The following is a 14414-nucleotide window of genomic DNA, read 5'->3' on the forward strand; positions in this document are numbered from 1 at the left end:
TCAGTAGCCGAACGCGCGCGGCAATGCCGTGCTGAGCCATGGCACGAACGCGATCACGAGCAGGCAAAGGAACAACAGGCCGAGATAGCCCATGATCGGCTTCACCGTCTGCTCGATCGGCACGTTGCCGATCAGGCAGGCGCCGTAGAGCCCGAGCCCGAGTGGCGGCGCGAACAGGCCGATGCCCATCGCAATCACGAGCACCACGCCGAAATGCAGGGGATCGATGCCGAGCTGCACGGCCACCGGCAGCAGCAACGGGCCGAAGATGATCAGCGCGGCCGCGCCCTCCAGCACCGAGCCCATCACGATCAGCACGCCGATCGCGAGCAGGATGAACAGCCATGTGCCTGATGTCTTGGACAATCCCAGCATGAAATCGCCGACCGCATGCGGCACCTGCTGCAGGGTCAGCGTGAACGCCAGCGATTGCGCTGCGGCAACGATGAACAGCACGAGCCCCGCGCGCGTCGCGCCCTGGACGAAGCTGTGCGCGGCCGATGTGAAGCTGAGCTCGCGGAACACCACGCTGCCGACAACGAGTGCATAAGCCACGGCAAAGGCCGAGATCTCCGTGGCGGTGGCAAAGCCACTCTTGAAGCCGAAGAAGATCATGAAGATCAGGCCGAACGAGGCGATCGCGCCGCTCCACAGGCCCGACACCGGCATCTGCGGCGCGATGTCCTCGGCATCAGCCGGAGTCTCAGTTGGAGTCTTGCCGAAGATGATGGAGACGGCGATCAAGGCCAGCGCCATCAGCGCCGCCGGCAACAGCCCTGCGACGAACAGGCCGCCGATCGACAAATTCGCGACGAAACCCAGGATGATCAGGTTGATGCAGGGCGGAATGGTCTCCGCCATCACTGCGGAGGCCGCGAGCAGCGCCACCGCGCCGCCCGGATTCTGCTTCGAGCGGCGCGCGGCCGGAATCAGCACGGAGCCGACAGCGGCGACGTCAGCCATCTTCGAGCCGGAGATGCCGGAGAACAGCACCATTGACGCGACCATCACGACGTTGAGGCCGCCGCGCATGCGCCCGACCCCACGCTGCAACAGCTCGATCAGCCGCACCGACATGCCGTTGGCTTCCATGAGGTAGCCGACGAGAATGAAGAACGGAATCGCGAGCAGCACGAAATTGTCGATGCCGCGCGCCATTTGCTGGGCGAAGATCACGCCGGGCAGCGCGCCCTCGACCCAGATGAAGATCAGCGCGGCCAGCGCCAGCGCAAAACCGATCGGCAAGCCACCGACCAACGTCGCGAAGAAACCGATCAGCATCAGCGTGCCCGCCGACGGCACCGTGGCGGGCGACAGATAATCCCAGGCGAGATAGAGGCCGGTCACGACGGCAATCGCGACGAGGCCTCTGACGATATCAGGGAGCGGCCTGGCGCAGAGCTGGTCGATCGCGAACACCGTCATGAACAGCGCGCCGGCGCCCATAGGGTAAAAGGTCAGCTCCAGCGGCAAGCCGGATCCGGTGGTCTGGCCCGCCGTCAACGAGCCGAGCTTGATGGCGTTGTAGGCGACATAGGCCGAGATCAGCACCACCAACAGCGCACTCGCGGCGTCGACCAGGGCGCGCAGCCGTACCGGAGCCAGGTCGCGGAAGAAGGAGACGCCGACATTCTCGCCGCGCGCGAGCGCACTCGCCGCGCCGAAGAAGGCCGAGCCGACCATCAGGCCGCGCGCGACGTCGTCGGACCACTCCACCGGCGCGTTGAAGCAGAAGCGCAGCAGCACGGAACCGCAGACGACAACCAGATCCGCGGCCAGCAGGATGGCCGCGATCGCGTCGCTGACGCGAAGCAGCAGGGCGATGCTCCCGTGGCGGCCGCCCGAGAGAGGTACGGCAGCTGTCATTGCCACGTCATGCCTGCGTGGCGCGGATGATGTCGATGACGGCCTTGGATTCCGGCCGCGCCTTCATGAAGTTCTCGATTTGCGGCGCGACGCGCTTCTTGAACGCCTCGCGGTCGCATTCGGCCACCGTCACGCCCTTTTCGGTCAAGGCCGACAGCGCCTCCTTCTCGACCGCGAGCCCGTGGGTCCGCGTGTCGGCCGCAGCCTTCTTCGCGGCGTCGAGGAAACCGTCGCGCAGCTTCGGATCCATGCGATTGTAGGTCGTGTCGCTGAAATAGATCGCGAGCGGCGAGAAATTGTGCTGCGTTAGTGAATAGAATTTCGCCGTTTCGAAGAACTTGCTGGCCAGGATGGTCGGCGGATCGTGCTCGAGCCCGTCCAGCACGCCGGCCTGCAATGCCGTGTAGATTTCGCCGAACGCCAGCGGCGTCGCGGCGGCGCCCATCAGGCGCAGGCATTCCGTGATGACGGGGTTCGGCAGGGTGCGGATCTTGAGACCGGCGAGATCTTCCGGCGTCTTCACCGGCTTCCGCGCCAGCACGCTACGCGAGCCGAAATTATACGCCCAGGCGATGATGCGGATGTTGCTGCCCTTGAGCAGCGCGTCCTCGATCGGCTTGGCGGCGCCGGAATCGAACGCTTTGGTCTGCTGCGGGAAGCTCGAGAACAGGAAGCCGAGATCGAAGGTCCCGACCAGCGGCACCAGATTGGCCGAGATCGACGAGCCCGAGACCATGAGATCGATGACGCCGAGCTTCACCGAGTTGATAACGTCGATTTCCTGACCCAATTGGTTGTCGGGAAAGAACGCGACCTCGACCTGCTCACCGAGGCCGTTCGCCTTCAGGTTCTTCACGAGATTGTCGTAATAGACGCGGCCGTTGGCGAATTTGGGATCGTTCGGCAGCGAGGAGGAGCATTTCAGCTTCAAGGTCGCGGCTTCGGCGCGGCCGATGAGTGCGGGGGAGAACACGAGGCCGGCGGCAAGTCCCGTCGACGACTTGATGAACGCGCGACGGTTCACGGGCACGATGGACATAATGCGGTTTCTCCCCAATTATTATTTTTCGAGCTACGGTCGTTGCCGCAGCCCGTTGCGCGGACTGTATGGCCAAAGCGACGGCGCAGGCAAGGCTTGCGGCCGGCCGTTGCAAAGCGGCGTGTCGCAAGGATCGACGGCATCAGCGCGCGGCGAAACAACCGTGTTTTTTGCGGGATTCTCGCTTAGACGGGCATCGGGCCCATTGTGCGAGAGGATGCTTTCGCGCGGCACCGGCAATCAATCCAATTGGCGCATGGATCAATGCGCAATTCACATGGATGGCGCCAGAACGATGCCGCACTGGCTCTGGCAGACCTCCTGCCCCATTTTGCCGCAGCTCAACGTGATCCAGTGCACAGACAGACGCATGGCGGCCACCTAGAAAAGGTGACATCATCGCGCGCATTGCCGATGGAGGTGACACCATGCGCCGTCCAGTTCTTCGCAATTTGTTTCTTGCATCCGGTCTTCTCGCGCTCGCGCAATTGACGACGCCCACGGAGGCGGCGGCCGAAGCGCGGCTCGCACTCGTGATCGGTCAATCGGCCTATCGCACCGTGCCGGAACTGCCCAACGCGGCCAACGACGCCAAGGGCATGACGGAGCTGCTCGGCAATGCCGGCTTCACCGTCACCACGGCATCCAATCTGGCGCAGAACGACATGCGTCAGGCGATCTCGGATTTCGCCGGCAAGGTCAGCGCCAGCGGCGCCGACACCGTCGCGCTGGTGTTCTATGCCGGCCACGGCCTCCAGATCGACGGCGAGAACTATCTCGTTCCCGTCGATCTCGACCCCAAGCGCGAAGCCGACATTCCGCTGCAGGGCGTACGACTGAACGATTTGCTCAACACGCTCGGCGCGGTGCCGACACGAGCCCGCATCTTCATGCTCGATGCCTGCCGCAACAACCCGTTCCCGGCGCTCAGCGGCGCCGGACACGGGCTTGCGATCGTCGACACCAAGGCCGGCGCGCCCGGCTCCTTTATCTCATATTCGACCTCGCCGGGCTCGGAAGCCGAGGATGGCTCCGGCATCGACAGCCCCTACACCACCGCGGCGCTGACCGTCGCCAAGCAACCCAATCTGCCGATCGAGGAAGTGTTCAAGCGCATTCGCGTCGCCGTGGCGCAATCGACCGACGGACGCCAGATCCCCTGGGAAAGCTCGTCGTTGACGACCGACTTCAAGTTCTTCGGCGGCGACAGCAGCGGCGCTCAGCCTGCGCTCCCCGGCGCATCCTCCATGGCGCTTGCGAGCGGCACGCGCAGCCTCGAGGACTGGCGCAAGGATTTGCAGGGCAAGCCGGCCATGGTCGCCTATGAGATGGTGATCACCGACGACACGGTGCCGGCGTATCAGGCCTATATCGAGTTGTATGCTCAGGACACCCGTACCCCGCGCCTGCGCACGATTGTGGAGCGCCGGCGCCAGATGCTGGCGTGGGAGCGCGCCACCGCGATCAACACCCGCGCCTCGTTCGAGGCTTATCTGGCGAACTGGGACAACAGCGATCTGGCTGCGACCGCACGCCGGCTGCTGCTCCGTGTGCAGAACCGCAACTACGTCTTGCCTGCGGTGGTCGCGGCCGCTCCTGCCCCGGTCGCCGTCGCGATGGCCCCGACCTGCCCGTGCTCGACACCCTCGGCACCTGCAACGCCGGTCAACCCGACGATCGCGCCCGTGATCAAGAAGCGCGTCGATGACACGCCGCCGAAGCGCAAGGTGGTCGACACGCCATCCCGGCAGCGCCGGCCGCCGCCTGACGAGGTGATCTACGAGCGCGCGCCGCCACCGGATCGCGGCCCGCCGCCTGGCGCCATCATGCAAGGCATTGGCATCGGTGTCGGGATCGGCATGGGTATGGGCGGCGGACGCGGCGGCGACTATCACAACGACCGCGGCCGTTACTGAGACCGCTCGCGAGATACGGAGGACAGATCTGTCCTCCGTCATTGCCATCGGATGGAGATAAACTGCGTCTGCTGCTTCCCGATACGGAAATGCTGTAGTCTAACCGACTGACGCCAGGCTTTCCGGGGACTCCATATCGATGCCGCACGACGCTCACGCCAAGCCAGCTTGGCCGCTGTTTCGCTCACTCGCGTCCTATTCCCTCCCGGGCGACCTGATGGCGGGGCTGACGCTGGCCGCGATCGCAATTCCCGAGCAGATGGCCACGGCGCGGCTCGGCGGCTTCGCGCCGCAGATCAGCTTCTTCGCCTTCATGGCGGGATCGCTCGGCTTTGCGATGCTCGGCGGCAACCGCTTCCTGTCCTGCGGCGCCGATTCCACGATCACGCCGATCTTCGCCGGCGGACTGGCGGCGCTGGCCGCCACCGGCTCGCCTGAGTACCAGGGCCTCGCAATCGCGCTGGCGCTGATGGTCGGCGCGATGATGCTGGCCGGCGGCGCCTTCCGCCTCGGCGGCATCGCCAATCTCCTGTCTGTGCCGGTCATGGTCGGCTTCCTCGCCGGCATCTCCGTGCACATCATCGTGTCGCAATTGCCGGGCGTGCTGGGGCTGGACTCGCCGGGCGGGCCGACGCTCGATCGCATCGGCGTGCTCGCAAGCGAACTCGGCCGCAGCAATCCCTACACGCTGTGCATCGGCTTCGGCGTGCTGGCCGTGGTCTTCGCCTCCGAGAAGGTCAGCGCAAAAATTCCGGGCGCGTTGATCGGGCTCGTCGCCGCGACCTTGGCCACAATCGCCCTCGGCCTCGAGAGCAAGGGCGTCAACGTCGTAGGCAGCGTGCCCGGCACGCTGCCGCGGCCGACCTTCCCCGACCTTGCACCGGAGCAATGGGTGCGGCTCGTGCCGCTGGCCTTCGTGATCACGATCGTGGTGATGGTGCAGACCGCGGCGACGACGCGGTCGTTTCCGTCCGATCCCGACAAGCCGGCCGACGTCGATCGCGATTTTCTCGGCGCGGGTGCCGGCAGCGTGCTGTCGGGACTGTTCGGCGCATTTCCGGTCAATGCCAGCCCACCGCGGACGGGCATCGTCGCCGAGACCGGCGGGCAATCGCAGCTTGCGGGCCTCGCCGCGGGGACAATCGTGCTGGCGCTGCTCGCGTTTGGAACGGGATTGCTGCAGCACGTTCCGGACGCAGCCCTCGGCGGCATCCTGCTGTTCGTCGCGCTGCGCATCATCCGCGTGAAGCAGATCGTCACGATCTATCGCCAATCCCCCAGCGAATTCCTGCTGATCGCCGCCACCGCCGCACTGATCATCGTGCTGCCGATCCAGCAGGGTGCGTTCCTCGGCATCGTGCTGTCGCTGCTGCACGGCATCTGGAGCACGACGCGCGCGCGGCTGGTCGAGTTCGAGCGCGTGCCGGGCACCACGATCTGGTGGCCGGCGCATCCGCACATCGCGGGCGAGCGCATCGCCGGCGTCGCCGTGATCGGGCTGCAGGCGCCGCTGTCGTTCCTCAACGCGCCCGGCTTTCGCAGTGACGTAACCAAGGTGCTCGGCGCGACGCCTCCGCAACTGCTGGTGCTGGAGGCGAGCGGCATGGTCGAGATCGACTTCACCGCCGCGCAGATCCTGCTCGATGTGTTCAGGGCGTGCAGCGAACAGGGTGTCACGGTCGCGCTGGCCCGGCTGGAATCGGTGCGCGCGCAGGACGCGTTCGAGCGATTCAAACTGTTCGAGGCCCTGCCCCGCGAGAACGTCTTCCACAGCGTCGACGAGGCCGTGCGGAAGTTGGCGAAATAGGAACAGCCTTGGTTCGCGCAGGTCGAGCCGCGAACTCGCTGTAACCTCTCCCGCCTGCGGGAGAGGTCGGCGCGTCCCCGGGCGATGCGAAGCATCGTCCCGCGCGCCGGGTGAGGGTTCTTTCCTCTTGGGGATTGTCCCGTTGCGGAGACACCCTCTCCCCGACCCTCCCCCGCAAGCGGGGGAGGGAGCGCACCGCTTTCACTGCGCCAATGTCGGATGATCCCGCTGCACCGTTTCGCGGATCCAGCTGGCATGGATCGCCCGAAACAGGATCTGCGCCGTCTTGAGGTCGTTCGCCTTCATGCAGAGATCGACGATGCGACGGACCGCGTCGTCGCGCATCAGTCCGTCCGAGATCTTCATCGCGATTTCCATCGCGACCTTGGCCGCGCGCTCGTAGCGCTCGCTGTCGCGCTTGTCGTTGCGCGCGGACCCTGCCGCGCTCGCCGCAGCGGCGTCACAGATCGCACGAATGCGCTCGGCGGCCTCGATGTCGCCGAGCGGCCGTTCGATCGCTTCGTCCCAGATGTCCCGGCGCGTCTTGCGGGCGAACCACTGCATTGCCTGCTCCGTGGTGAGGGAGCGAGCATAAACGGCGGTGAGCCTGCGCGCTACGCCTCCGGAACGATCTTGCCGGGGTTGAAGATATTTTGCGGATCGAGCGCCTTTTTCAACGCCCGCATCGCGTCGATCGCCTCGGGGCCGAGTTCTGCCGCAAGATATTTCTGCTTGCCTTGGCCGATGCCGTGCTCGCCAGTGCAGGTGCCGTCCATCGCCTGTGCGCGCTCGACCAGCCGATGCATGAACTCCTCGCCGCGCGCCATCTCGTCGGCATCGTTGGTGTCGCAGACCAGCGAGCAGTGGAAATTGCCGTCACCGACATGGCCGACGATCGGCGACAAGAGGTTGAGGCGCTTGAGATCTTCCTCGGTCTCACCAACGCATTCGGCAAGCCGCGAGATCGGCACGCAGACGTCGGTCGCGACCACGCCGATGCTGTCACCGGGCCGCAGCGCCTTCACCGACCAATAAGCGTCGTGCCGCGCCTGCCACAGTTTTGTGCGGTCCTCCGGCTTGGTGGTCCAGGAGAAGTCGCCGCCGCCGCAGTCCTTTGCGATCTCGCCGAAGGCCTTGGACTGTTCGCCGACCTCGATCTCGCTGCCGTGGAATTCCATCAGCAGCAGCGGCGTTTCCGGCAGCGTCAGCTTCGAATAGGCGTTGCAGGCCCGCACCTGCGCGGCGTTGAGCAGCTCGATGCGCGCCACGGGAATGCCGGTCTGGATCGCCAGGATCACGGCCTGACACGCCCCGTCCACGGTCTCGAACGACACCGCGCCGGCCGCGATCGTATCGGGGATGCCGCGCAGGCGGATGGTCAGTTCCGAGATGATGCCGAGCGTGCCCTCGGCGCCGACGAACAGATGCGTCAGGTCGTAGCCGGCGGATGATTTCTTCGCACGCGTGCCGGTGGTGATGATCTCGCCGTCGCCGCGGACTACTTTCAGCGCCAGCACACTGTCGCGCATGGTGCCGTAGCGCACCGCGTTGGTGCCGGAGGCGCGGGTCGAGGCCATGCCGCCGAGGGAGGCGTCGGCGCCGGGGTCGATCGGGAAGAACAGGCCCTGGTCGCGCAGATGCTCGTTGAGCGCCTTGCGGGTGACTCCGGGCTGGATCACGCAGTCGAGGTCCTCGGCATGCACCGCCAGCACCTTGTTCATGTCGCGCAGGTCGATGCAGATGCCGCCCGCGGGTGCGTTGACCTGGCCCTCGAGCGAGGTGCCGGTGCCGAAGGCGATGACGGGCACGCCGTTTTTCGCACAGATCCGCACCACGTCCTGGATGTCGGCAGTTTCCTGCGCCATCACCACGCCGTCCGGCGGCTGGTTCACGATCCATGTGGTGGTATGGCCGTGCTGCTCGCGGACGGCCTGCGAGGTGATGAGGCGGTTGCCGAAGCGCGCGGCAAGCTGCTCCAGCGCGCTCGCGAGGGCTTTCGGCGCCGGCCGCGGCGGATTATTGGTGATGGTCGTACCCACGGACATTCCTCCCGACGAGACGAACCGTGGCAAAGGACATCTCACCGGTCAAGTCAAGCGACCGGACGCATAGCTGGGGAAGGACACATGCCGGAGACTGCTGCCACAACGATCGAGGGCGCACCGTTCCGCGCCTCGATCATGCAGATCGAGCCGCAATGGATCGACTACAACGGCCACCTCAACATGGCCTATTACAACGTGATGTTCGACCGCGCGATCGACCAGATGTGGCTGACGCTCGGGATCGGACCGGGCTACATGAAGGAGCGCGGCGGCTCGACCTTCACCGCCGAGTGCCACGTGCGGTATCTGCGCGAAATCCACCTCGGCGATCCCGTGCAGGTCTCGGTCTGGCTGCTGGAAGCCGACGACAAGCGGCTTCACACATTCCAGGAGCTGCGACACGCGACCGAAGGCTGGTTGTCGGCGACCTCCGAAAACATGTCGCTGCACATCGATATGGGCTCACGAAAGGTGGCGGCTTTTCCACCAGACATCCGTGAGCGCATTACGGCGGTGGTCAAGGCCCACAGCGCCGTGCCGCGGCCTGAGGGCATCGGCCGCAACGTGGCGATGCCCTCGAAGCGGTAAGCGCGCTAGACCCTGGTACGGCCGCGGGCCAATCCAACAACGGCCGAGACCAGGAACAGCACGACCGCGATGAAGAAGATGATCTTGGCGATTTCGATCGACGCGCCGGCGAGGCCGCCAAAGCCCAGGATACCGGCGATCAGGGCGATAACCAGAAACGTCACTACCCAGCTAAGCATGATCCGAACCTCTGTTTCGATGTCTGTCTGCGATCGGCGCGCCTGACGCGCCTCACTTGCAGAACCAATCTCCAACGCGGAACATTGGTTCCGAGCGGCCGGGAGCGGAAATTCGCTCGACCGACAGGAACAAATTGGCTTTCCGCGCACGTGGAAAACCCCCGTCCGCGGCCCCATATAGGGACCAATCCCTGTTAAGAAGGCTCCCCTTTCACCACCCCGCGGTGCCAACGTGGGGCAAATGATTCGCATGACCGAGCCGAGCAAGATCACGTCCCAGAGCGTCCCCGACCACCAGCCCGCAGCCGGCGGCATCGCCGCGCGTGCACGGGCCTCGGTGGGCCCGCAATATTTGTCCGGGCTCAATCCGGAGCAGCGCGAGGCTGTGGAGACGCTGGACGGCCCGGTTCTGGTGCTGGCCGGCGCCGGCACCGGCAAGACCCGCGTGCTGACCACGCGCATCGCCCATATCCTGAGCCAGGGCCGCGCCCGCCCCTCCGAGATCCTGTCGGTGACCTTCACCAACAAGGCCGCGCGCGAGATGAAGCACCGGCTCGGCCAGATGCTCGGTCATGCCGTCGAAGGCATGCCGTGGCTCGGCACCTTCCACTCCATCGGCGGGCGTATCCTGCGCACCCATGCCGAGCTGGCGCAGCTCAAGTCGAACTTCACCGTGCTCGACGTCGACGATCAGGTCCGACTGCTCAAGCAGCTTCTGCAAGCCGACAATATCGACGACAAGCGCTGGCCGGCGCGCATGCTCGCCGGGCTGATCGACGGCTGGAAGAACCGCGGCCTGACGCCGTCGCAGGTGCCGTCGGGCGAAGCCGCCGTGTTCGCCAACGGCAAGGGCGGCAAGCTCTATGCGAGCTACCAGGAGCGGCTGAAGATTTTGAACGCCGCCGATTTCGGCGATCTGCTGCTCGAGGACATCCGCATCTTCCGCGAGCACCCGGATATCCTGCGGCAGTACCAGCAGCGCTTCAAATTCATCCTGGTCGACGAGTATCAAGACACCAACGTCGCGCAATATCTGTGGCTGCGGCTGCTCTCGCAGGCGCCATCGTCCAATCCGTCATTGCCTGGCTTGCCCCGGCAAGCCATCGAGTCTCCGCCGCGTGATGCCGAGAATGGCGATGAGGCGCCGCCTCCGGCGCAAGAAAAAACAAACGTCAAAAACATCTGCTGCGTCGGCGACGACGACCAGTCGATCTATGGCTGGCGCGGCGCGGAGGTCGACAACATCCTGCGCTTCGACCATGATTTCCCCGGCGCCAAGGTCATCCGCCTCGAGCGCAACTACCGCTCGACCGGCCACATCCTCGCCGCCGCCTCGCATTTGATCGCCCACAACGAGGGCCGGCTCGGCAAGACGCTGCGCACCGAAGACCATGACGGCGAGAAGGTCACGGTCACAGGCTCGTGGGATTCGGAAGAGGAAGCCCGCGGCATCGGCGAGGAGATCGAGCAGATCCAGCGCCAGGGCGACAAGCTCAACGAGATCGCGATCCTGGTGCGCGCCTCCTACCAGATGCGCGAGTTCGAGGACCGCTTCGTCACGCTCGGCCTGCCCTATCGTGTCATCGGCGGCCCGCGCTTCTACGAGCGCGCCGAAATCCGCGATGCGCTGGCCTATCTGCGCGTCATCAATTCACCGGCCGACGATCTCGCCTTCGAGCGCATCGTCAACACGCCCAAGCGCGGCCTTGGCGATGCCACCGTGCAGATGCTGCACGACCACGCCCGCAAGCGCCGCATTCCGCTGTTCGAGGCGGCGCGCGCGGTGGTCGAGACCGACGAGCTGAAGCCAAAGGCGCGCGGAAGCTTGCGCGACGTCGTCGCCCAGTTCGACCGCTGGCGGGCCCAGCGCGAGGTCACGTCGCACACGGATCTCGCCCAGATCGTGCTCGACGAGAGCGGCTACACCGAGATGTGGCAGAAGGACCGTTCGGCGGACGCCGCGGGCCGGCTCGAAAACCTCAAGGAGCTGGTGCGCTCGATGGAGGAGTTCGAGAATCTGCAAGGTTTCCTCGAGCACATCTCGCTGGTGATGGACCGCGACAGCGGCGCCGATGAGGACGCGGTGTCGCTGATGACGTTGCATTCGGCCAAGGGGCTGGAATTCGACAACGTGTTCCTGCCCGGCTGGGAAGAAGGCCTGTTTCCGAGCCAGCGCACGCTCGACGAACAGGGCCGCGCGGGCCTCGAGGAAGAGCGCCGGCTCGGCCATGTCGGCCTGACCCGGGCTCGCCGCCGCGCCAAGATCTATTTTGCCACCAACCGCCGGATCCATGGCACCTGGTCGACCACGATCCCGTCGCGCTTCCTCGACGAACTGCCGGCGGCCAATGTCGAGATCACGGAATCCAAAGGCGGCTCCGCCTGGGGCGGCACCGGCGGCTACGGCGCCTCCCGCTTCGACGACATGGAAGCGTTCGGCTCCACCTATTCGACCCCCGGCTGGCAGCGTGCCCAGGCCAATCGCAATCGTGGCGGCGGCGGGGGCGGCAATGGCGGCCGCGGCAGCTTCGAGGAACAGGCCTCGTCGTTTTCGTCCCAGTCGTCCTCGCCCGATTTCGGCAGCTTCTCCTCGCGTCGCCGCGGGCCCCTGACGATCGAGGGCGAGCTGGTGGCCAAATCCACCGGCACGACCTCGGAATTCTCCCTCTCCGATCGCGTCTTCCACCAGAAATTCGGCTATGGCCGCGTCACCAAGATCGACGGCAACAAGCTCACCATCGCCTTCGACAAGGCGGGGGAGAAGAAGGTCGTGGACAGTTTTGTGCAGCGGGCGTGAGGCCTGCATGCCGCACTACGTCGCCATCATCGAGGACGCCGGCCCGGATGAGGCCGTTGGTTTGTGGTTTCCCGACCTGCCCGGCTGCATTTCCGGCGGCGACGACGTCGACGAGGCCCTGGAGAATGCGCCCGAGGCACTCGCGTTCTATGCACAGGAACTGATCGCGGACGGCCGCCAGCTTCCCCCGCCGCGGACATTGGACGAGCTCAAGGCCGACCCTGATCTGGCCGACGACCTCGGGAAACACACGGTCGCCCTGATCGAATGGCCGCCCCTCACTGAGGCCACTGAGTGAGGACTGTTCGCCGCACTGGTCGGACTCTCGACACTTCTCGCCCGAACGCCCCTTGACCACCGCGAACTTCCCCGTATCAGATGCGGCCATGGTCCGGGGCTCCATCACACTGATCTTGCTGGCATTGGGTATGCCGTCGCTTGCGGCGGCGGAGACCATGAGCTTTGGCGATGCGATCGGGCTGCTGGCGAAAAGTTGCGGCGCGGAAATCGTCGCCAATTGCCGCGGCGTCAACCCGGATTCGACCCGCCTGAAGGAGTGCCTCTCGCGCAACCGCGACGTGCTCTCCCAACAGTGCCAGAGCGACTATCTCGGTGCCTTCGACGCCATCCAGAAGCGCGTTGCCGCCCGTGTCACCGTGGCGAACGTCTGCCAGCGCGAGATCGTCAAGGTCTGCGGCGGCTCGACCAAGGAGACCAGCAAGGCGGTCCCCTGCCTGGTCTCGACGCCCAAGGGCATCAGCAACAATTGCCTGAAGGCCGTCGACGACGCGGGGTATCGGTGATGCCAGCGACCAGGCTTACCACCGCCGGAATATGCATCGCGCTCGGCCTCGCTTTGCTCGCGGGCACAGCGGAAGCGCAGACGGCGCCGCCGACCCGCGACGACATCGTCGGCAAGCTCAACCATTTCGAACAAGCCGCCGAGATCGATCTCCCCGCGCTGAAGCTGCAGGTGATGGAGCGGGCCAAGGCCAGGATCAAGAACGATCCCGGTCCGGTGAACCGGCCGCTGATCGCGCCTGATCTGGCCAATTTGCCGACCTTCACCGCGCAGATCCAGTTCGACGCCGACACGCCGATCATCCAGCCGGCGTCCTACCAGACTGTCGGGCGCCTCGCCGACGCGCTGGTCCATGCCTCGCTGCTGCCCTACACGTTCCTAATCGTCGGCCATGTCGAATCCAACGCGAAGACGCGCGAGGCCAACGCCATCCTGAGCCAGCGCCGGGCGGACGCGATTCGCGACGTGCTGGTGAACACGTTCAAGATCTCGACCAAGCGGCTGCATCCGATCGGCCTCGGCGAGGAGCAGTTTCTCGACCGGGCCAAGCCGACCTCCGCCGCCAACGCCCAGTTGCAAATCCTGACCTACGCCAAGGTACCCGAGGAAGCGCCTGCGCATCCGGCTGCGACACCTGCGCCTGCGGCGAAAAAGCCCGCCAAGAAACGCTGAGCGGACGCGCCACGGCGGCTGACGGAACCCTTTGAAGTCTTGATCATTTTGTGACCTGTCTCACAGCGCAACAGCGCGGTTTCGCGCGACAATCGCGCCGGTTTGTGCACCGCCCTATCAGGTGCTATAGGCTTTTTTCGCCCTGCCCGACCCCATGCTACACGAGACCGAGATGGCCAGTTATTTTCAACGTCAGCTGGCCGACTACGTCGAATACCATCGCGATCCCTGGAACTGCGCGATGCACGTGGTCGGCATCCTCCTGCTCTTCACCGGCGCAGTGCTGCCGCTGACGCTGGTGCATTTCCCGCTGTTCGGGATCGAGGTCAGCCTGGCCATGGTTCTTGCCCTGCCGGTGCTGGCCTACTGGCTGATGCTGGACGCCGGGATCGGGCTCGGCATCCTCGCCGCGATGATCGTGCTGCTTTCGGTCGCAACCGCGATCGGCAATCAAGTCTCGATGGTCATGATGTGGTCGATTTTTGTGGTGCTGATCGGGCTCGGCGTCTTGTCGCAAATCGTCGGTCACAAGGTTTTCGAGGAGCGGCAGCCGTCGATGGTCGACCACCCCACGCATTTTCTGCTTGGACCGATGTTTGTCATGGCAAAATTATTCATTGCATTGGGCTTCCGTCGCGACCTTGCCGCGATTCTGGCGCCTGCTCCGACCAATTCCCTTTCAACCCGATAGTTCTAGACGCGA

Annotated in this window: 14 protein-coding genes; 9 read left to right on the top strand and 5 right to left on the bottom strand. The window is 65.3% G+C overall.

The window, feature by feature from the left end; genetic code table 11:
* Together AC0L3J_RS17470 and AC0L3J_RS17475 are read right to left on the bottom strand one after the other, a co-directional pair.
* A complete protein-coding gene (locus tag AC0L3J_RS17470; protein ID WP_473347871.1) occupies positions 1 to 1866 on the bottom strand; it encodes a TRAP transporter large permease in 1866 nt (621 codons plus the stop codon).
* Positions 1867 to 1873: 7 nt separating this feature from the next.
* On the bottom strand, positions 1874 to 2905 hold the full coding sequence (locus AC0L3J_RS17475; RefSeq protein ID WP_473347872.1) for a TRAP transporter substrate-binding protein: 1032 nt from the start codon (positions 2903 to 2905) through the stop codon (positions 1874 to 1876).
* A gap of 1 nt (position 2906) precedes the next feature.
* Here AC0L3J_RS17475 and AC0L3J_RS17480 point away from each other — a divergent pair, with 1 nt between their 5' ends.
* From AC0L3J_RS17480 to AC0L3J_RS17490, 3 genes are all read left to right on the top strand, one after another.
* Complete coding sequence (locus tag AC0L3J_RS17480; protein ID WP_473347873.1) at positions 2907 to 3290, top strand: hypothetical protein; 384 nt, start codon at positions 2907 to 2909, stop codon at positions 3288 to 3290.
* Between the two features lie 43 nt (positions 3291 to 3333).
* Positions 3334 to 4821, top strand: coding sequence for a caspase family protein (locus AC0L3J_RS17485; protein ID WP_473347874.1), 1488 nt, complete (start codon positions 3334 to 3336; stop codon positions 4819 to 4821).
* Positions 4822 to 4960: 139 nt separating this feature from the next.
* Entirely contained in the window at positions 4961 to 6628 is a 1668-nt protein-coding gene (locus tag AC0L3J_RS17490) for a SulP family inorganic anion transporter (protein WP_473347875.1), read from the top strand.
* Positions 6629 to 6829: 201 nt separating this feature from the next.
* On the opposite strand, the gene AC0L3J_RS17495 is transcribed toward AC0L3J_RS17490, so the two are convergent.
* Positions 6830 to 7192 (bottom strand): hypothetical protein, encoded by a 363-nt coding sequence (locus AC0L3J_RS17495; protein ID WP_473347876.1) that lies wholly within the window; start codon positions 7190 to 7192, stop codon positions 6830 to 6832.
* A 50-nt stretch (positions 7193 to 7242) separates the two neighbouring features.
* Positions 7243 to 8667, bottom strand: a complete 1425-nt coding sequence (locus AC0L3J_RS17500) for an FAD-binding oxidoreductase (RefSeq protein WP_473288633.1) — start codon at positions 8665 to 8667, stop codon at positions 7243 to 7245.
* An 87-nt stretch (positions 8668 to 8754) separates the two neighbouring features.
* Between AC0L3J_RS17500 and AC0L3J_RS17505 the strand changes: the two genes are divergently transcribed.
* Positions 8755 to 9261 carry a thioesterase family protein gene (locus AC0L3J_RS17505; protein ID WP_473347877.1) on the top strand — a complete coding sequence of 169 codons (507 nt, stop codon included), beginning with the start codon at positions 8755 to 8757 and terminating at the stop codon, positions 9259 to 9261.
* Positions 9262 to 9266: 5 nt separating this feature from the next.
* On the opposite strand, the gene AC0L3J_RS17510 is transcribed toward AC0L3J_RS17505, so the two are convergent.
* Positions 9267 to 9440 carry a DUF1328 domain-containing protein gene (locus tag AC0L3J_RS17510; RefSeq protein ID WP_007613448.1) on the bottom strand — a complete coding sequence of 58 codons (174 nt, stop codon included), beginning with the start codon at positions 9438 to 9440 and terminating at the stop codon, positions 9267 to 9269.
* A 241-nt stretch (positions 9441 to 9681) separates the two neighbouring features.
* Between AC0L3J_RS17510 and AC0L3J_RS17515 the strand changes: the two genes are divergently transcribed.
* The 5 genes from AC0L3J_RS17515 (at position 9682) to AC0L3J_RS17535 (ending at position 14402) form a co-directional block, all read left to right on the top strand.
* Positions 9682 to 12237 (top strand): ATP-dependent helicase, encoded by a 2556-nt coding sequence (locus AC0L3J_RS17515; protein WP_473347878.1) that lies wholly within the window; start codon positions 9682 to 9684, stop codon positions 12235 to 12237.
* A 7-nt stretch (positions 12238 to 12244) separates the two neighbouring features.
* Complete coding sequence (locus tag AC0L3J_RS17520) at positions 12245 to 12535, top strand: type II toxin-antitoxin system HicB family antitoxin (RefSeq protein WP_473288630.1); 291 nt, start codon at positions 12245 to 12247, stop codon at positions 12533 to 12535.
* A gap of 88 nt (positions 12536 to 12623) precedes the next feature.
* Complete coding sequence (locus AC0L3J_RS17525; RefSeq protein ID WP_018454284.1) at positions 12624 to 13040, top strand: hypothetical protein; 417 nt, start codon at positions 12624 to 12626, stop codon at positions 13038 to 13040.
* On the top strand, positions 13040 to 13711 hold the full coding sequence (locus tag AC0L3J_RS17530) for an OmpA family protein (protein WP_473288629.1): 672 nt from the start codon (positions 13040 to 13042) through the stop codon (positions 13709 to 13711). Before AC0L3J_RS17525 ends, AC0L3J_RS17530 begins: the two co-directional genes overlap by 1 nt.
* 154 nt (positions 13712 to 13865) lie before the next feature.
* Positions 13866 to 14402, top strand: coding sequence for an Mpo1 family 2-hydroxy fatty acid dioxygenase (locus AC0L3J_RS17535; RefSeq protein WP_473347879.1), 537 nt, complete (start codon positions 13866 to 13868; stop codon positions 14400 to 14402).
* The last annotated feature ends 12 nt before the right edge of the window (positions 14403 to 14414 follow it).

It is taken from the genome of Bradyrhizobium sp. Kon37 (genome assembly GCF_055807535.1).

Coding starts and splice junctions, on each gene's coding strand:
- AC0L3J_RS17470 (WP_473347871.1), bottom strand. CDS start 1,866: ATGACAGCTGCCGTACCTCTCTCGGGCGGCCGCCACGGGAGCATCGCC.
- AC0L3J_RS17475 (WP_473347872.1), bottom strand. CDS start 2,905: ATGTCCATCGTGCCCGTGAACCGTCGCGCGTTCATCAAGTCGTCGACG.
- AC0L3J_RS17480 (WP_473347873.1), top strand. CDS start 2,907: ATGCGGTTTCTCCCCAATTATTATTTTTCGAGCTACGGTCGTTGCCGC.
- AC0L3J_RS17485 (WP_473347874.1), top strand. CDS start 3,334: ATGCGCCGTCCAGTTCTTCGCAATTTGTTTCTTGCATCCGGTCTTCTC.
- AC0L3J_RS17490 (WP_473347875.1), top strand. CDS start 4,961: ATGCCGCACGACGCTCACGCCAAGCCAGCTTGGCCGCTGTTTCGCTCA.
- AC0L3J_RS17495 (WP_473347876.1), bottom strand. CDS start 7,192: ATGCAGTGGTTCGCCCGCAAGACGCGCCGGGACATCTGGGACGAAGCG.
- AC0L3J_RS17505 (WP_473347877.1), top strand. CDS start 8,755: ATGCCGGAGACTGCTGCCACAACGATCGAGGGCGCACCGTTCCGCGCC.
- AC0L3J_RS17510 (WP_007613448.1), bottom strand. CDS start 9,440: ATGCTTAGCTGGGTAGTGACGTTTCTGGTTATCGCCCTGATCGCCGGT.
- AC0L3J_RS17515 (WP_473347878.1), top strand. CDS start 9,682: ATGATTCGCATGACCGAGCCGAGCAAGATCACGTCCCAGAGCGTCCCC.
- AC0L3J_RS17520 (WP_473288630.1), top strand. CDS start 12,245: ATGCCGCACTACGTCGCCATCATCGAGGACGCCGGCCCGGATGAGGCC.
- AC0L3J_RS17525 (WP_018454284.1), top strand. CDS start 12,624: ATGGTCCGGGGCTCCATCACACTGATCTTGCTGGCATTGGGTATGCCG.
- AC0L3J_RS17530 (WP_473288629.1), top strand. CDS start 13,040: ATGCCAGCGACCAGGCTTACCACCGCCGGAATATGCATCGCGCTCGGC.
- AC0L3J_RS17535 (WP_473347879.1), top strand. CDS start 13,866: ATGCTACACGAGACCGAGATGGCCAGTTATTTTCAACGTCAGCTGGCC.